This window comes from Rhodopseudomonas sp. G2_2311 (assembly GCF_047501505.1).
Lineage (GTDB): Bacteria > Pseudomonadota > Alphaproteobacteria > Rhizobiales > Xanthobacteraceae > Rhodopseudomonas > Rhodopseudomonas palustris_H.
Window position 1 is genome coordinate 363,379 of record NZ_JAZDRK010000002.1, and the last position, 18,420, is coordinate 381,798.

The 18,420-nt window shown below is 64.1% G+C and carries 14 protein-coding genes; all 14 read left to right on the forward strand.

Annotated elements, in window-relative coordinates; genetic code table 11:
- Positions 1-365: 365 nt before the first annotated feature.
- The 14 genes from VRZ08_RS04645 to VRZ08_RS04710 all read left to right on the forward strand — a co-directional run bounded on the left by VRZ08_RS04645 (position 366) and on the right by VRZ08_RS04710 (position 18,420).
- A complete protein-coding gene (locus VRZ08_RS04645) occupies positions 366-1,772 on the forward strand; it encodes a TadE/TadG family type IV pilus assembly protein (protein WP_414531722.1) in 1,407 nt (468 codons plus the stop codon).
- 10 nt (positions 1,773-1,782) lie between these two features.
- On the forward strand, positions 1,783-2,361 hold the full coding sequence (locus VRZ08_RS04650; protein WP_414531723.1) for a TadE/TadG family type IV pilus assembly protein: 579 nt from the start codon (positions 1,783-1,785) through the stop codon (positions 2,359-2,361).
- 11 nt (positions 2,362-2,372) lie between these two features.
- A complete protein-coding gene (locus VRZ08_RS04655) occupies positions 2,373-3,062 on the forward strand; it encodes a TadE/TadG family type IV pilus assembly protein (RefSeq protein WP_414531724.1) in 690 nt (229 codons plus the stop codon).
- A gap of 513 nt (positions 3,063-3,575) precedes the next feature.
- Positions 3,576-4,469: a LysR family transcriptional regulator gene (locus VRZ08_RS04660; RefSeq protein WP_107342917.1), complete on the forward strand. Its 894-nt coding sequence runs from the start codon at positions 3,576-3,578 to the stop codon at positions 4,467-4,469.
- 309 nt (positions 4,470-4,778) lie between these two features.
- Positions 4,779-5,249 (forward strand): formate dehydrogenase subunit gamma, encoded by a 471-nt coding sequence (locus VRZ08_RS04665; RefSeq protein WP_414531725.1) that lies wholly within the window; start codon positions 4,779-4,781, stop codon positions 5,247-5,249.
- Complete coding sequence (locus VRZ08_RS04670; protein WP_414531726.1) at positions 5,246-6,802, forward strand: formate dehydrogenase beta subunit; 1,557 nt, start codon at positions 5,246-5,248, stop codon at positions 6,800-6,802. Before VRZ08_RS04665 ends, VRZ08_RS04670 begins: the two co-directional genes overlap by 4 nt.
- A gap of 13 nt (positions 6,803-6,815) precedes the next feature.
- Positions 6,816-9,662 carry a formate dehydrogenase subunit alpha gene (fdhF, locus tag VRZ08_RS04675; RefSeq protein ID WP_414531727.1) on the forward strand — a complete coding sequence of 949 codons (2,847 nt, stop codon included), beginning with the start codon at positions 6,816-6,818 and terminating at the stop codon, positions 9,660-9,662.
- Entirely contained in the window at positions 9,662-10,492 is an 831-nt protein-coding gene (gene fdhD / locus VRZ08_RS04680; protein ID WP_414531728.1) for a formate dehydrogenase accessory sulfurtransferase FdhD, read from the forward strand. Before fdhF ends, fdhD begins: the two co-directional genes overlap by 1 nt.
- Positions 10,482-10,697, forward strand: coding sequence for a formate dehydrogenase subunit delta (locus tag VRZ08_RS04685; RefSeq protein ID WP_263990551.1), 216 nt, complete (start codon positions 10,482-10,484; stop codon positions 10,695-10,697). The genes fdhD and VRZ08_RS04685 overlap by 11 nt, the downstream gene beginning before the upstream one ends.
- Positions 10,698-10,760: 63 nt before the next feature.
- Positions 10,761-12,410, forward strand: coding sequence for an OFA family MFS transporter (locus tag VRZ08_RS04690; RefSeq protein ID WP_414531729.1), 1,650 nt, complete (start codon positions 10,761-10,763; stop codon positions 12,408-12,410).
- A 262-nt stretch (positions 12,411-12,672) separates the two neighbouring features.
- Positions 12,673-13,926 carry a PQQ-dependent sugar dehydrogenase gene (locus VRZ08_RS04695; protein ID WP_414531730.1) on the forward strand — a complete coding sequence of 418 codons (1,254 nt, stop codon included), beginning with the start codon at positions 12,673-12,675 and terminating at the stop codon, positions 13,924-13,926.
- A gap of 232 nt (positions 13,927-14,158) precedes the next feature.
- Positions 14,159-14,749, forward strand: coding sequence for a c-type cytochrome (locus tag VRZ08_RS04700; protein ID WP_164571364.1), 591 nt, complete (start codon positions 14,159-14,161; stop codon positions 14,747-14,749).
- A 333-nt stretch (positions 14,750-15,082) separates the two neighbouring features.
- Complete coding sequence (locus VRZ08_RS04705; protein ID WP_414531731.1) at positions 15,083-17,179, forward strand: catalase; 2,097 nt, start codon at positions 15,083-15,085, stop codon at positions 17,177-17,179.
- A 263-nt stretch (positions 17,180-17,442) separates the two neighbouring features.
- Positions 17,443-18,420, forward strand: a complete 978-nt coding sequence (locus VRZ08_RS04710) for an acyl-CoA dehydrogenase family protein (RefSeq protein WP_414531732.1) — start codon at positions 17,443-17,445, stop codon at positions 18,418-18,420.

The following is an 18,420-nucleotide window of genomic DNA, read 5'->3' on the forward strand; positions in this document are numbered from 1 at the left end:
TGCTGAACTCATCGAAGGCTGTGCAGCCGAACACGGGGCATTCGGGGCGGATCGAATGCGGGCGCGACTGCCGCCGTCCAGATCAAATAATACTTGACTGACAAGGTCCTAGGTCGAGGGACGCTAACCGAAAGGGGCGTTCCGGGATTCGGCGTTTACTGCTTCTTAAACAAACCGCTCGGACCAGCTTCGACCGACTTTCAAGTGCGGACGTTCACGCGGTCGGCTTAAGCATTGCTTAGCGGTGCCTCTTCAACATCCACTGCTACAAAACGTAGCAGAGAGAGCGTTCGTTGCTCTTCTCTTCTCGGCCTTCACTCCATCGAAAAGACGCCCGCTGGACCAAAGCGACTGGGATGGAAGTCATGTCTGACGCCCTGTTGTCTCGCTTCGTTCGAGATCGCAAAGCGAACATCGCGGTCATTACGGCGCTCGTGATGATTCCCATCATCTTTCTGCTCGGTATGACGCTCGACTTCACCCAGGCGTTGCGCAAGAAGCAGCAACTCGACGCCGCCGCCGACGCGGCCGCAATCGCGGCCGTTCGTCCGGCCATGCTGATGCAAACCGACGCGGTGGCACAAAACACTGCCTATGCGATCTTCATGTCGACCGCCAACCGGCTGGCCTCCGGGTTGGCGACGGTGCCGACGCCGATCATTACGATCACTGACGTGGGGCTTCAGCGCACCGTCAAGGTGTCTTACAACGCCGCATCCCTGAACAACTTCCCCCAGCTGCTGATGAACAATGTGTCATGGGCGATCAGTGGGGCATCGACGGCGCAGGCGTCCAGCGCGCCAAACATGAACTTCTATCTTTTGATGGATGATTCGCCGTCGATGGGTATCGGTGCGACTGCGACCGACATCAGCAATCTGATTGCTGCCACTGCTCCGAAGTACCAGAAGGCGTCATCCTCGCAGAACTGCGGCTTCGCCTGTCATGAAACCAATATCGCCCATGACGGCGGGACCAAGGATAACCTCGCCATCGCGCGAGCCAACAATATCACGTTGCGGATCGATCTCGTGACCAGCGCTGTCAATCAGCTGCTCAACACCTGGTCAAACTGCCCGCAGTCCGGAATCTCGGGGGGAGTCATGCAGTGCATGTCGGCCCTAAACAATACCACGTACCGAGCGGCTCTCTACACGTTCGACCTGGGCCTAAACACGTTGGCGTCGCTCACCACCCCGACGAAGGCTGGCGCTCAGGTTTCCAACATTGCGCTGATGCCCGTCGCCTATCAGAACTGCGTGGTCTCACCGAGCAACTGCAAGACCGACAACGGCACGGATATCGCGGGGGCTCTCACCAGCCTCAACGGGATCATGCCGAGCCCGGGCCTTGGCAGCAATGCTTCGGGCGATACGCCGCAAGAGGTTGTTTTTCTCGTCACCGATGGTGTGGAAGACAAGATCACCTCGTCCTGCCCCAACGGCAGCTATGCCTCGAACAGCCGCTGCCAGCAGCCGCTCGACACCGCAATCTGTACGACCATCAAGAACCGGGGCATCAAGATCGCGATCCTCTATACGGAGTATCTGCAACTCAAGACCCCCAATGTCCCGGTGACGGACAGTTGGTACATGAGTTGGATCGATGCTTACGACGAACCGACGTCTTCGACCGGCGCCATCGCGCAGAATCTGCAAGCCTGCGCCTCCCCGGGCTTCTTCTCGAACGTCCAAACCGGAGGCAATATCACGCAAGCCTTGACGGATTTGTTCCTCAAGGTCGCGTCGAGCACTGCCAGCCTCACGCAATGAGAAAGCCGTCATGGCCCGATTTGGACTAAGAGCAATCAAACAGGGCCGGGTTCGTATCGGTGCCTTTGCCAAGGATCGCGCAGGCGCCACCGCGGTGGAATTCGCGCTGATCGCCACGCCGTTCTTCGCGATCATTGTCGCGTTGATCCAGACTTTTCTGTTGTTCTTTGCGCAGTCGGTTCTCGAAAACACGGTTCGGAAGTCGGCCCGCCAGATCCTGACCGGGCAGGTTCAGGCGCAGAATGTCAGCCTGACGCCGGCGGCTTCGGCCGCTGCCTTCAAGCAGACCGTCTGCACCAATGCCAACGTGCTCTTCAGTTGCTCGGGGCTGATGGTCGACGTCAACGTCGCCAACGATTGGTCGGCGGCGAATATAGCCATGCCGGCGCTGACCTACGACAGCAACGGCAACGTAAATAACAGCTGGCAATTCAACCCGGGCCACGCCGGCGACATCGTCGTCGTCCGAGTGATGTATCTCTGGCCGATGTTCTTCGGGCCGATCGCCTTCAATCTGGCAAATCAGCCGAACGGATCCCGCCTGATCATGGCGTCCGCAGCGTTCCAGAACGAGCCTGCCAACCCCTAGAGGTCCCGTCCATGATCCGCCGATCAGTTTCCGTCAGGAGTTTGCAGGCCGACGTTGACGCCGTCGCCGCAACCGAGTTCGCGATCGTGGTGCCATTTCTGCTGGCGCTGTTCATCGGCGGAGTCGAGCTCGCGAACGGAATGGCGATCAGCGTCAAAGTCAGCGCGACGGCTCACTCCGTGGCTGACATGGTGACGCAGAACACCTCGCTCAGCACCTCATCGATGCAGAATATCCTCACCGGAGCGAGCGCAACAATCGCCCCGTATTCCATCAGTGACAGCGGCGGCAAGTCGCTTCTGACCGTCACCGTGTCGGAGGTCTCCAGTGACGCAAACGGCAATCTGACCCTGCAATGGAGCCAGTCGTATAACGGCGCCACCTTCGGGTCGGGAAGGACCAGTCTGTCCGGCCTGACGGTTCCGACGTCGCTGAACGGGACCGTCGGCAACGCGGCCAATCCGAACAACCAGAACGATCAGGTGTCGTTCATCGTGGGAGAGGTCACGTACGCCTATACGCCCAATCTCGGGTTCACGATCAGCGGCACCGTCAATCTGACCGATACCGTGTGGATGTTTCCGCGCTGCTCGACCGACAGTCCGGCCAATTCGAGCGGACCCGCCTATTATGACGTCAAGTACTCCACTTCGACGACGACGTGCACGTGTCTCCAGCATTTGCAGTATAAGAATTGTTAGCTAGGTTCCGCGTCGGGCGGTGGTATTGCAGGTCGTTCTCCGTGAGAACGTTTTGGCTGCGCGCTGCGCGAGCGATGGATCCGCGGGTCAAGCTCGCGGATGACGGCTGTGGAGTGGTGGTTTCTTAACGACCGTCTTCGTGAGTGTTAGCCCGCCGCGACTTTGCTGCAGTTGCACACAAGGAGACGAAGTAGTCGGGCGAAATGGCGATCACTGAGTGCTTAGCCGAACGCCCTATGCGAATTGCAGCTCGATCGTGTCAGCTTGATCCATCTCAATCCGCGATTCCGGCTGTCAGTTAGTTTGCCAATGACGAAGCGTGGTGCGGATGGTTCGTGCTTCCCGCGCCGGCAGCGTCTCTCCCCAGACTGGCCCCGCGCTCCCGATGCGCAACCGGGAGGCGGGGTTATTGTTGTCCGGCGGCGCAAGGCCTGCCTCGCCTGTGCCGCCTTGCCGAATGCGTCCTGATCGGGCAAGACTCTTGAAAATCACCAGAATTTCCAAGAGGCCGGTTTGATCGACAAGCTCGAGCTGCTACTCGCGCTCGCCAAGGAGCGGCATTTCGGCCGCGCCGCCGAGGCCTGCGGCGTGACTCAGCCGACGATGTCGACCGGCATCAAGCAGCTCGAAGAGATCTTGGGCGTGATGCTGGTGCAGCGCGGCTCGCGGTTTCTCGGCTTCACCCCGGAGGGCGAGCGGGCGCTGGAATGGGCGCGCCGGATCGTCGCCGACAGCCGCGCCATGCGCCAGGATATCGGTGCGCTGAAGGCCGAGCTGTCCGGCGAACTGCGGATCGCCGCGATTCCGACCGTGCTCGGCATGGTGGCGCAGCTCACCACGCCGTTCCGCGCGCGGCATCCCAATGTCCGCTTCAGCATCCTGTCCTGCACCTCGTCGGAAGTGCTGGGCTTGCTCGAAAACCTCGAAGTCGACGCTGGGCTGACCTACACCGAGAACGAGCCGGTCGGCAAAGTCCGCAGCGTGCCGCTGTATCAGGAAAGCTACCGCCTGATCACCTCGCCGGACGGGATGTTCGGGGATCGCGATCAGGTGACCTGGCGTGAGGTCGGTCAGGTTCCGCTGTGCCTGCTGACGCCAAACATGCAGAACCGCCGCATCATCGACCGCGCGCTGCGCGCCGCCGGTACCACTGCTCAGCCGACCCTGACCTCGAATTCGATCATCGTGCTCTACACCCACGTCAAGACCGGGCGCTGGGCGAGCGTGATGCCGGCCAAGCTTGCCGAGACGCTCGGGCTCGGCGACGAAGTCCGCACCATTCCGATTGTCGAGCCCAAGGTCGCCTACAGCATCGGCCTCGTGGTGCCGCCGCGCGAGCCCTACACGCCGCTGGTCGCCGCCCTGATGCAGGTGGCCCGCGAAGTCGCCCCGACGCTGCAGAGCTGATCGCGGGCGGGCCTGTCCGTCATTGCGAGGAGCGAAGCGACGAAGCAATCCAGGGGCTCGCTCCCCGGGCCAGCTTGGCGTGCAAAGGCCACCACGAGTCATTCCGGGGCGCGAGCGACAGCTCGCGAACCCGGAATCTCCTGGCTTCACAACTGCGAGATTCCGGGCTCGCCGCTGCGCGGCGCCCCGGAATGACGGTGTCAATGCCCCTTGTCGTTGCGGATTCCTTATCGCAGCATTGGACTGCTTTATTGATCTTTTGAACAATTCTTATTCTCATCCGGCGATCCACGACGACGAAGAGCGCCGATGCAATACGAACCATGGGAACCCGCCCGCGCGAGCGAAATCATCGCCGGGCTGACGCACAAGGAAGGCGCGACGCTGCTGATGCTGCACGCGTTGCAGCAGGCGTTCGGCTATGTGCCGCAGGACGCCGAGCCGATGATCGCGCAGGCGCTGAACCTGTCGCGCGCTGAAGTTCATGGCGTGCTCACCTTTTATCCGGACTTCCGCCGTGAGCAGCCGGGCCGCCACGTGCTGAAGCTGTGCCGCGCCGAGGCTTGCCAGGCCGCGGGCGGCGACGCGCTAGTGGCGCATGCGGAGACCCGGCTCGGCGTGACCTTCGGGGCCACCACTGCGGACGGCGCAGTGACGCTGGAGCCGGCCTATTGCCTCGGTCTGTGCGCCACGGCGCCGTCGGCGATGATCAACGAGCGCGTGGTCGGCCGGCTTGATGCCGGCAAGCTCGACGCTCTGTTGGCGGAGGCGCAGCGATGAGTTTGCGCATCTTCATTCCGCGCGATTCCGGCGCGCTCGCGGTCGGCGCGGACGAGGTCGCGGCCGCGCTGCTGGCGCAGGCGCATGCGCGCGAGCTGCCGGTCGATCTGGTCCGTCCCGGCTCGCGCGGGCTGTACTGGCTCGAACCGATGTTGGAAGTCGATACGCCGGACGGCCGCGTCGCCTATGGGCCGGTGACGCCGGCCGACGTGCCGGCGCTGCTCGATGCGATCGTGGCGGGCGAGCCTCATCCGCTGCGGCAGGGGCTCACTGAACAGATTCCATGGCTGAAGCGGCAGACCAGGCTGACCTTCGCGCGCTGCGGCATCGTCGATCCACGCTCGATCGATGATTATCGCGCCCATGGCGGCTATCGCGGGCTCGAACGCGCGCTGAAGATGAGTTCGGACGCGATCATCGACGACGTCGTCAAATCCGGCCTGCGCGGCCGCGGCGGCGCCGGCTTTCCGACTGGCACCAAGTGGCGCACCGTGGCCCAGGCCGGGCGCGGCCAGAAATACATCTGCTGCAATGCCGACGAGGGCGACAGCGGCACCTTCGCCGACCGGATGCTGATGGAGGGCGATCCCTTCATGATCATCGAGGGCATGACGATCGCCGGCATCGCGGTCGGGGCCACCAAGGGCTACATCTATATCCGCTCGGAGTATCCGCATGCTGTCGAGGCGATGAACGCCGCGATCGAGGCGGCGCGGCGCACCGGCTATCTCGGCGAGCACATCTGCCACTCGACGGATTCGTTCGACATTGAAGTGAGAGTCGGCGCCGGCGCCTATATCTGCGGCGAAGAAACCTCGATGCTGGAAAGCCTCGAGGGCAAGCGCGGTACGGTGCGGGCGAAGCCGCCGCTGCCGGCGCATAAAGGCCTGTTCGGCCGGCCGACGGTGATCAACAACGTGCTGACCTTCTCGGCGGTGCCCTACATCCTCGATGGTGGTGCCCAGGCTTATGCGGATTGCGGCATGGGCCGTTCGCGCGGCACCAAGCCGATCCAGCTCGGAGGCAACATCAAGCATGGCGGGCTGTTCGAGGTGGCGTTCGGTATCACGCTCGGCGAACTGATCGACGACATCGGCGGCGGCACGCTGAGCGGCCGGCCGGTGCGCGCCGTCCAGGTCGGCGGCCCGCTCGGCGCTTACTTCCCGCGCGAGCTGTTCGACACGCCATTCGACTACGAGGCGTTCGCCGCGCGCAGCGGCATGGTCGGGCATGGCGGCGTGGTGGTGTTCGACGACACCGTCGACATGGCCAAGCAGGCGCGGTTTGCGCTTGCATTCTGCGCCCACGAATCCTGCGGCAAGTGCACGCCGTGCCGGATCGGTTCGACCCGCGGCGCCGAGACCGTCGACAAAATCATCGCCGGCGACCGGCCCGCGGCGAACATCGCCGTGCTGGAAGACCTCTGCAACACCATGAAGTTCGGCTCGCTGTGCGCGCTGGGCGGCCTGACGCCGATCCCGGTGCTGAGCGCGCTGACTCACTTCCCGGAAGATTTCGGCCTCGCGCCGCGCCGCCTGCAGGCTGCGGAATAAAGGACGACCGAATATGGCTCTGGTCCACGAAACCGACTACGGCACGCCGCGCTCGCCCTCCGAGACGATGGTGACGCTGACGATCGACGGCCGCAGCGTCTGCGTGCCCGAAGGCACCTCGATCATGCGCGCCGCGATGGAAATCGGCACCGCGATCCCGAAACTCTGCGCCACCGACATGGTCGATGCGTTCGGCTCGTGCCGGCTGTGCCTGGTCGAGATCGACGGCCGCAGCGGAACGCCGGCCTCGTGCACCACGCCGGTCGCCGACGGTCTTGTCGTCCATACCCAGACCGAGCGGCTCAAGCAGATCCGCAAGGGCGTGATGGAGCTGTACATCTCCGACCACCCGCTCGACTGCCTGACCTGCTCGGCCAATGGCGACTGCGAGCTGCAGGACATGGCCGGCGCGGTCGGCCTGCGTGACGTGCGCTATGGATATTCCGGCGAGAAGCATCCCAATCCCGGGCTCGACGAGTCCAATCCGTATTTCACCTACGATGCGTCGAAGTGCATCGTCTGCTCGCGCTGCGTCCGCGCCTGCGAGGAGGTGCAAGGCACTTTTGCGCTGACGATCGCGGGGCGCGGTTTCGACTCCGTGGTTTCGCCCGGCATGCAGGAAAGCTTCCTCGGCTCGGAGTGCGTGTCCTGCGGGGCCTGCGTACAGGCCTGCCCGACCGCGACGCTGAACGAGAAGAGTGTGATCGAGATCGGCACGCCGGAGCGCTCGGTGGTCACCACCTGCGCGTATTGCGGCGTCGGCTGCACCTTCAAGGCCGAGATGCGGGGCGAAGAGCTGGTCCGCATGGTGCCCTATAAGAACGGCAAGGCCAATCGCGGCCATTCCTGCGTCAAGGGCCGGTTCGCCTGGGGCTACGCCAACCACAAGGAGCGCATCCTCAAGCCGATGATCCGCGCCAAGATCACCGAGCCGTGGCGCGAGGTGAGCTGGGACGAAGCCTTCAGCTACGCGGCGTCCGAGCTGAAGCGGATCCAGGCGAAGTACGGCCGCGACTCGGTCGGCGGCATCACCTCGTCGCGCTGCACCAATGAAGAAACCTTCCTGGTGCAGAAGCTGATCCGCGCCGGCTTCGGCAACAACAATGTCGACACCTGCGCGCGCGTCTGCCACTCGCCAACCGGCTACGGCCTGTCGACCGCGTTCGGCACCTCCGCTGGCACCCAGGATTTCGACTCGGTCGAGCATGCCGACGTGGTGATGATCATCGGCGCCAACCCGACCGACGGCCACCCGGTGTTCGGCTCGCGCCTGAAGAAGCGGCTGCGCCAGGGCGCCAAGCTGATCGTGGTCGATCCGCGCCGGATCGATCTCGTTCGCTCGGCCCATATCGAGGCGGCGCAGCATCTGCCGCTGAAGCCCGGCACCAACGTCGCGGTGCTGACCGCGCTGGCCCACGTCATCGTCACCGAAGGACTCGCCAACGAGGCGTTCGTGCGCGAGCGCTGCGACTGGAGCGAATACGAGCATTGGGCGGCGTTCGTGTCCGACGAGAAGCACAGCCCGGAGGCGACCGCCGCCTTCACCGGCGTCGATCCGCAGAGCCTGCGCGAAGCCGCGCGTCTTTACGCCACCGGCGGCAACGGCGCGATCTATTACGGCCTCGGCGTCACCGAGCACAGCCAAGGCTCGACCACCGTGATGGCGATCGCCAATCTGGCGATGGCCACCGGCAATCTCGGACGGCCGGGCGTCGGCGTGAATCCGCTGCGCGGCCAGAACAACGTGCAGGGCAGTTGCGACATGGGCTCGTTCCCGCACGAACTGCCGGGCTATCGCCACATCTCGACCGACTCGGTGCGCGAGAGTTTCGAGGCGCTGTGGAACGTCAAGCTCGACAACGAGCCGGGCTTGCGCATTCCCAATATGCTCGACGCAGCGGTCGAGGGCTCGTTCAAGGCGCTGTATGTGCAGGGCGAGGACATTCTGCAGTCAGACCCCAACACCAAGCACGTCGCGGCCGGTCTCGAAGCGATGGAATGCGTCATCGTCCACGACCTGTTCCTGAACGAGACCGCCAACTACGCCCACATATTCCTGCCGGGCTCGACCTTCCTGGAGAAGAACGGCACCTTCACCAATGCCGAACGCCGCATCCAGCGCGTCCGCAAGGTGATGTCGCCGAAGAATGGACTGGAGGATTGGGAAGTCACGCTGAAGCTGGCCGAGGCGGTCGGTTACAAGATGAACTACACCCACCCGTCGCAGATCATGGACGAGATCGCGGCGCTGACCCCGACCTTCACCGGAGTGTCTTACGACCGGCTGGAAGAACTCGGCTCGATCCAGTGGCCGTGCAACGAGCGTGCGCCCGAAGGCACGCCGGTGATGCATGTCGATCATTTCGTGCGCGGCAAGGGCAAGTTCGTCATTACCGAGTATGTCGCGACCGACGAGCGCACCGGGCCAAGATTCCCGCTGCTGCTGACCACCGGCCGGATCCTGTCGCAGTACAATGTCGGCGCGCAGACCCGGCGCACCGCCAATACCGTGTGGCACGACGAGGACCGGCTTGAAATCCATCCGCACGATGCCGAGCAGCGCGGAGTCCGTGATGGAGATTGGGTGCGGCTCGCCAGCCGAGCCGGCGAGACCACGCTGCGCGCGCTGATCACCGACCGTGTTGCGCCGGGCGTTGTCTATACGACGTTCCATCACCCCGACACCCAGGCCAACGTCGTCACCACCGAGTACTCGGACTGGGCCACCAATTGTCCGGAATACAAGGTGACGGCCGTGCAGGTCGCGCCGTCGAACGGCCCTTCGGAATGGCAGCGCTCCTATGAGCAGCAGGCGACGGCCGCGCGGCGGATCGCGGTGCCCGCGGAGGCGGCGGAGTGATGGCGCGGCCGACTGTCCACACCGGCAAGACCAAGGTCTGGCGTCACGGCCGGATGCAGGCCGGCACGCGCGCAATCCCCGACGAGACGCCGGTCGCGATCAGCTACAACGGCTCCTCCCAGGCGGTGATGATGGCGACGCCGGCCGATCTGGAAGACTTCGCGATCGGCTTCAGCCTGAGCGAAGGCGTGATCGGGCAAGCCGCCGAGATCGACAGCCTGGAGATCGTGCCGCACGACGACGGCGTCGAACTGCGGATGTGGCTCGCGGATGATGTCGCCGCGCGCCTGCAGCAGCGCCGGCGGCATATCGCAGGGCCGACCGGTTGCGGGCTGTGCGGAGTGGACTCGATTGCCGAGGCGGTCCGTCCGGTGGCGACCGTCTGTGCCGGCCGCAGCTTCTCGCCGCAGCAGATCATCGCCGCGATCGAGGCCCTGCCGCCGCTGCAGAAGCTCAACGTCGAAACCCGTGCGGTGCACGCCGCCGCTTACTTCACGCCGGAGCACGGCATTGTTCATGTGCGTGAGGATGTCGGCCGCCACAATGCGCTCGACAAGCTCGCCGGCGCGCTCGCCCGAGATAAAATTGATGCATCGAACGGCATCGTGCTGCTGACCAGCCGGGTCTCGGTCGAGATGGTGCAGAAGACCGCCGCGATCGGCGCAGCCGTGCTGGTCGCCGTTTCGGCGCCGACCGCACTTGCGGTGCGAATGGCCGAGGCTGCCGGCATTACGCTCGCTGCGATTGCGCGTGCCGATGGCTTTGAGCTGTTCAGCCATCCGAAGCGCATCACCGACATCGATCACAAGGGAGCTGCCGATGTCGCCTGACCGGCTGGTGTATATGGCCAATCAGATCGGCGCGTTCTTCCGCAGCCAGGGGGCGGACAAGGCGGTGCCGGGTATCACCGAGCATTTGAAGAAGTTCTGGGAGCCGCGGATGCGGCGGGCGATCATCGCGCATCTCGAGGCCGGGGGTGATGGGCTCGCGCCCGAGGTGCGGGCCGCAGTGGAGGCGTTGAAAGGGGCAACTTAGCAAGGGCGCATGCGACGACGGTCAGTCCGAAAACGGACGGCCGCAACAGGGGAAGGAAACGACATGACCATATTGGATGGGGCCGGACGGCTGTCCGGCGCACGGCCGGGTATTTTTGATCGCGAACGGATTATCGCTACCGCCGGTTTTAATCGTTGGCTGGTGCCGCCGGCGGCACTTTGCATCCACCTCTGCATCGGCATGGCGTACGGCTTCAGCGTGTTCTGGCTGCCGCTGTCGCGCGCGGTCGGGCTGTCGGCGCCGAAAGTCTGTGCCGACATGACCATCATGCAGGAGCTGTTCACCACCACCTGCGACTGGCGCGTCGCCTCGATGGGGTGGATGTACACGCTGTTCTTCGTGCTGCTCGGGGCTTCGGCCGCGGTGTGGGGCGGCTGGCTGGAGCGGGTCGGTCCGCGCAAGGCCGGCTTCGTCGCGGCGGTGTGCTGGGCCGGCGGCTTGGTGCTGGGCGCGCTCGGCATCTATCTGCATCAGCTCTGGCTGCTGTGGCTCGGCTCCGGCGTGATCGGCGGCATCGGTCTTGGCCTCGGCTACATTTCGCCGGTGTCGACGCTGGTGAAGTGGTTCCCGGATCGCCGCGGCATGGCCACCGGCATGGCGATCATGGGCTTCGGCGGCGGCGCGATGATCGGCGCCCCGCTGGCCAACATGCTGATGAACACTTTCAAGACCCCGACCGACGTCGGCGTCTGGCAGACCTTCCTGGCGATGGGCCTGATCTACTTCGTGTTCATGACCATCGGGGCGTTCTCCTATCGCCTGGCGCCGCCGAACTGGAGGCCGGACGGCTGGACCCCGCCGGAGAAGAACAACGCCTACATCACCGCACATCAAGTGCACCTCAAGAACGCGCACAAGACCAGGCAGTTCTGGCTGATCTGGGCGGTGCTGTGCCTCAACGTCTCTGCCGGCATCGGCGTCATCGGCATGGCCTCGCCGATGCTGCAGGAAATCTTCGGCGGCAAGCTGATCGGTCTGCCGGACCTGTCGTTCAATCAGCTCTCCGCCGAGCAGAAAACGGTGATCGCCGGCATTGCGGCGGGCTTCGCCGGCCTGCTGTCGCTCTTCAATATCGCCGGCCGGTTTTTCTGGGCGTCGCTGTCCGATCACATCGGCCGCAAGAACACCTATTACGTGTTCTTTCTCCTCGGCATCGTGCTCTACGCGCTGGCGCCGACGCTCGCCGCGATGGGCAGCAAGGCGCTGTTCGTGCTCGCCTTCGGCATCATCCTGTCGATGTATGGCGGCGGCTTCGCCACCGTGCCGGCGTATCTGGCCGACATCTTCGGCACTCAGTTCGTCGGCGCCATCCACGGCCGGCTGCTGACCGCCTGGGCGACCGCCGGCATCATCGGCCCGGTGGTGGTCAATTACATTCGCGAAGCGCAGATCGCCGCCGGCGTGCCGCGCGCGCAGGTATATGACTTCACGATGTATATCCTCGCCGGCATGCTGGTGCTCGGCCTGATCTGCAACGCGATGGTCAAGCCGCTCGCCGACAAGTGGTTCATGAAGCCGGAGGAAGTTGCCGCGCTACAGGCCAAGGGCGCAGCCGCCAATGTCGGCGGCGGATCCTACGGCATTGGCAAGGGTGGACTCGATGCCCGTGCCGCGGCGTTCTGGCTGTTCGTCGGCGTTCCGCTCGCCTGGGGCGTTTGGATCACGCTGCAGAACGCCATGAAGATCTTCTGATCCTGGCCAAAGCCGCGGGACGGCGGTTCGCCGCCGTCCCGCTTTTGATTTATCGTTTGGTTTCAACTACGCGCTTCATTGCACTGCATCGATTGCGGCGCAGCGAATGTTCATCGCGATTCACTCGCAATCGTTCTTCTCTCCCGAAACGGATGTGATAGCGTCTCGCCACCGGCGTCCTCCGCCGGCGACGATCCGACGCGAACCGTTCCAACTAATAAGAATCAAAGCGGCCGGAATGGCCGCCGAGGGAGTGAACGCGATGACATCGGTCTTCACACGATCCGCTGTTGCCTGCGCCATTGCATTGGCGGCCGCTGCGATATCGCAGGCTGGCGCGCAGGGACTGAAGAAATACGAATCCGGCACCAAGGAATTCTGGACCAACCCGCCGCCCGATTGGTTCCTCGGTGACGAGACCGAAGCGCAGAAGGGCCTCGCGCCGCCGGCCGGTCCGCCGACCGGGTCGTCCGACGCCGAACTCGCGGCGATGATGAAGAAGATCAAACTGCCGCCGGGCTTCAAAATCGAGGTCTATGCCTCGGGCGTGCTCGCCGCACGGCAGATGGCGTGGGGCGACAACGGCACGCTGTTCGTCGGCTCGTTCGGACTCGGCAACGTCTATGCGATCACCGACAAGGACGGCAAGAAGCAGGTCAAGACCATCCTCAAGGGCTTGAAGATGCCGACCGGCCTCGCCTATCGCGATGGCGCTTTGTACGTCATCGATATCGACAAGCTGATCCGCTACGACAATGCCGAAGCCAACCTGGACAATCTCGGCTCCGGCAAGGTTGTTTATGACGACATGCCGTCCTACGTGGCGCACGGCTGGAAGTATCTCGCCGCCGACAAGGACGGCTGGTTCTACGTGCCGTTCGGCCCGCCCTTCAACATCGGCATCCCGCCGACCTCGGTGTCGCAAATCCGCCGGGTTGATCCGAAGACCGGCAATGCCGAGATCGTCGCGCTCGGCGTGCGCAATTCGGTCGGCGGCGACGTTGATCCCCGCACCGGCAAATACTGGTTCACCGAAAATGCGCGCGACTGGATCAGCGACGACATGCCGAGCGACAAGCTCAACATGATCGCCAAGCTCGGCGAGCACTTCGGCTATCCGTATTGCCATCAGGGCGACATGCCGGATCCGAAATTCGCCATGGGGCATCAGTGCTCGGAGTTCACTCCGCCGGTGCTGAATCTCGGCGCCCACGTCGCGCCGCTCGGCATGAAATTCTACACCGGCGATCAGTTCCCGGCCGAATACAAGAACAACATCTTCATTGCCGAACACGGCTCGTGGAACCGGCACAAATATCAGGGCGGCCTGATCAAGCGGGTGATCGCCGATCCCGACGGCAAGAACGCCAAGCAGGAAGACTTCGCCACCGGCTGGATCGAAGGCGACCAGGGCTATCTCGGCCGTCCGGCCGATATAGTGCTGGCCAAGGACGGTTCGATCCTGGTGGCCGATGACTGGGCCGGCGCGATCTATCGCATCAGCTACAGCAAATGAGTTCGAGCTGAGTACACACACCTCGTTCGTCATTTCGGGGCGCCGCGCAGCGGCGTACCCGGAGTCCATACTCCCCTTGCCGTTTGTTAGGCACGACCACCGCCTTCGTGATTCACCGCGAGCACAGTGATCGTGGATTCCGGGCCTTCGCCCCGGCCGGCTGCGCCGACCGCGACGAATCCCGGAATGACGAACTCCAACCACAAGCTCTGAGCCAACAGAGGCCCTTTGCATGACTCGCCTGCTTGCTGCGCTGTCGCTGTCGTTCTGTTTTGGTTTGCTTGCTTCCCCTCTCGTCGCCGGCGACATCGAGGCCGGCAAGGCCAAGGCCGGGGTCTGCACGATCTGCCACGGCGAGAACGGCATCTCCAAGATGGAGTACACCCCGTCACTGGCCGGACAGCCCGATCTCTATATTCAGTGGCAGCTGGTGTTCTTCCGCGCCGGCACCCGCGAGAACGCCAATATGCGCTCGGTGGTCGAGGATCTCAGCAACGAGGACATCCGCAATCTCGGTGCGTATTTTGCCTCATTGCCGCCGATGAAGAATCTGAAGCCGGATGAAAAGCCCGAGCTGTCGCGCAAGGGCGCCGAGGCCGCTGTGGGGCGGCGCTGCGCATCCTGCCATACCGACAGTTTCGCCGGCATCAAGGCGACCGCTCGGCTCGCCGGTCAGCGCGAAGAATATCTGATCAAGGCGCTGAACGAATTCAAATCCGGCCAGCGCTCCGGCGGCGCAATGGCGGCGATGGCCGACGTCGCCTATCAGCTCAGCGAAGAAGAGATCTACGCGCTGGCGCATTATCTGGCGCATTTGAATTAGGGTGTTTCCTCGATTGCGCGGAAGATGGGCTTTACGTTTCAACGAGTCATTCCGGGGCGCGCGTGAAAACGCGCGAACCCGGAATCTCGGTCTGACCGGGCAGGCACCCGATAACCTCTGGAGGTTCGCTCACTGGCGTGAGCGCCCCGCAATGACGGTGCGGGTTCTTCCCCTTAGTGCCGCACCCTCGTTTCATCCCAGGAACCAATCCGCATTCACGCCGTAGTCCAGCGGCGGACGACTCTCTCGCACAGTTAGATCAACACGGCAGCGATAGCTTCGATCGCCGCGAGAGCCGCGCCGCCGTCACTCTGTCCTTCTGCGCGAGGTTCCATGGCCGACAAGCATCCCGAACTGAAATCCGCCAAGCTGGCCGACGCATCGATCCATCGCGGGCCTGGCGGCGAGACCCATCAGGTTGCCAGCGGCGATATGCCGGCCCTCAACAGCCGTCAGGGCATTCCGATCAGCGACAATCAGAACAGCCTGAAGATCGGCCGGCGCGGGCCGACGCTGATGGAAGACTTTCTGTTCCGCGAGAAGATCTTCCACTTCGACCACGAGCGTATCCCGGAACGCGTCGTGCATGCGCGTGGTTTCGGCGCCCACGGCTTCTTCGAGACCTACGAGTCGCTGTCGGACATCACCGCCGCCGACATCTTCCAGCGTGCCGGCGAGCGCACCCCGGCTTTCGTGCGGTTCTCGACCGTCGCCGGCAACAAAGGCTCGTCGGATCTGGCGCGTGACGTCCGCGGCTTCGCCGTCAAGCTCTACACGCGCGAAGGCAACTGGGACATCGTCGGCAACAACATCCCGGTGTTCTTCATCCAGGACGCGATCAAGTTTCCCGACCTGATCCATGCCGCCAAGCAGGAGCCGGATCGCGGCTTCCCACAGGCGCAGACCGCGCACGACAATTTCTGGGACTTCATTTCGCTGATGCCGGAATCGATCAACATGGCGCTGTGGATCATGTCCGATCGGACGATCCCGCGCTCGTTCCGGTTCATGGAAGGGTTCGGGGTCCACACCTTCCGGCTGATCAATGCCGAGGGCAAATCGACCTATGTCAAGTTTCATTGGAAGCCGAAGCTCGGGATGCAGTCGGTGGTGTGGAACGAGGCGGTGAAGATCAACGGCGCAGATCCCGACTTCCACCGCCGCGATCTGTGGGATGCGATCCAAGCCGGCGACTATCCGGAGTGGGAGCTCGGCCTGCAGCTGTTCGACGACGCCTTCGCGGACGAATTCGAGTTCGACATTCTCGACGCCACCAAAATCATTCCGGAAGAGCGCGTACCGATCCGCCGCGTCGGCCGGCTGGTGCTCGATCGCACCGTCGATAATTTCTTTGCCGAGACCGAGCAGGTTGCGTTCCACACCGCCAACATCGTACCGGGCGTCGACTTCACCAACGATCCGCTGCTGCAGGGCCGCAACTTCTCCTATCTCGATACTCAGCTGAAGCGGCTCGGCACCACTAATTTCACCGACCTGCCGATCAACGCGCCGAAGTGCCCGTTCCACAGCTTCACCCAGGACGGCCACATGGCGTTCAACAACCCGCGCGGCCGCGTCAACTACGAGCCGAACAGCTGGGGGACCGGCCCGCGCGAGACGCCGAAGGGTTTCCGCAGCTTCCCGGCCGAGGAAACCGGCGAGAGGCGGCGCGCCCGCGGCGAACTATTCGCCGATCACTACAGCCAGGCGCGGCAGTTCTACGTCAGCCAGAGCGAGATCGAGCAGACGCACATCAAGGACGCGTTCGTGTTCGAACTCAGCAAGGTCGAGACGCCGGCGATCCGTGCCCGCGTGGTGTCGCATCTCGTCAATGTCGATAAGACCCTCGCCCAGATGGTCTCCGACGGTCTCGGCATCAAGCTGCCGGCGGCTGCCGAGCCGGCCCGCAAGCCGATCACGGATCTGCCGCCGTCGCCGGCGCTCAGCATCGTCAAGAATGCGCCAGGCAGCTTCAAGGGTCGCAAGCTCGGCATTCTGGTCAGCGACGGCGCCGATGCCAAGCTGCTGGCGGCGCTGGAGGCTGCCGCCACACAGCAAGGTGCGATGGTCGAACTGATCGCCCCGAAGGTCGGCGGCTTCACCGCGTCCGATGGTAAGCAGCGGCCGGCGAAGCAGAAGGTCAATGGTGGTCCGTCGGTGCTGTACGATGCGGTCGCGGTACTGCTCTCGCAAGACGGCGCCCTTCAACTGCAACAGGAGGCGACCGCGCGCGACTTCGTCGCCGACGCCTTCGCCCACGCCAAGTTTATTGCAGTCACCAAGGATGCGGCGCCACTTCTGGAGAAGGCCGGTGTCGAACCCGACGGCGGCGTGATGAGTCTCGGCGGACCGAAGGACGCCGAGCGTTTCCTGGAGCTTTGCTCGCAACTGCGGTTCTGGGAGCGCGAGCCGAAGGTTCACGCGGTGTAACTAAGCTTGCTATTCGGCGACATTGATGGCGCGCGGCGGAGTCAGCTTCGCCGCGCGTCGCATTCCATTTGCCGGAATACAACAAACACTCGCCGCCGCCGCGGGCTTGTTCTACACACGGAGCCATGATTGAGCTTCGAAAACCGGGCGCGTCAGGCGCGACCCTCGGGACGACAGAGGCGGCGACAGCGGCGGTCGCCGCACGTATCGCGCGTTGGCGGGCGCTAGTCGCAGATCGATCCGGCGCCGATCCGTTCTCACCGATGGCCGAGGCCGGTCTGTTCGAGATCGGCCTTCCCGGCAGCGACGCGGCGCTCGACAGCTACGGGGCGATCGCACAGGCCGAACGGGCGATTGCGGCGTCGACCGGCGAACTCGGTCTCGCCACGGCGTTCGCCGGGCGGCAGTTGATCGCGCGGTTCTTTATCGCCGGCTTCGCCGACGCGGCGCAGCGCGACGAGCTGGTGTCGCGGATCGCTTTGGGGCGCGGCTGGGCCGCGGTGGCGATCTCCGAGCCCGGCGCCGGTGCGCATCCGAAGCATCTCCAGACGACCGCCGAACGTCGGGCCGACGGCTACGTCATCAACGGCCGCAAGGCGTGGATCACCAACGGTCCGGTCGCCGATCTGTTTCTCGTGCTGGCGATCACCGGCGTCGAGCAGGGCCGCAAGCGCTACGGCCTGTTTCTGCTGCCGCGCGGCACCGCGGGGTTGACGTTGACTCCGATGCCGTCGCTCGACGTGCTGAAGCCGGCGTCGCATTGCGAGCTGAGCTTCGAGAACTGTGTCGTGCCGGCGTCAGCGCGGATCGGCACGATGCCGGATGCCTATCCGGCGATGGCGCTGCCGTTCCGCGATCTCGAAGATACGGTCGCGGCCGCGACCACCGTCGGTTTCCTCGATTGGCTGCTGCACACGGTCGCGGCGCGGATCACGCCGAGTGAAGAGCACGCCCTGACGCTCGGCCGCCTCGCTGGATTGCTGTCGCTGGCGCAGGCAGGAAGCGCCGCCGCGGTGCAGGCGCTGGACAGCGGTGAGCCGCCCAATGGCGCGCGCGTGATCGGCGTCCGCAGCCTGGCGCGCATGTTCGTCGAAGAGTTGCGCGCGCTGTTGCCGCCGGATCGGATCGACGATCAACTCACCCGATCGCTGGCCGCATTCGACGTGCTGGCCAATGTGGCGCGCGAGCCGCGCAAGCAGCGGCAGATCGCCCTCGGCCAATCTCTCTGGAGCAATCAATAG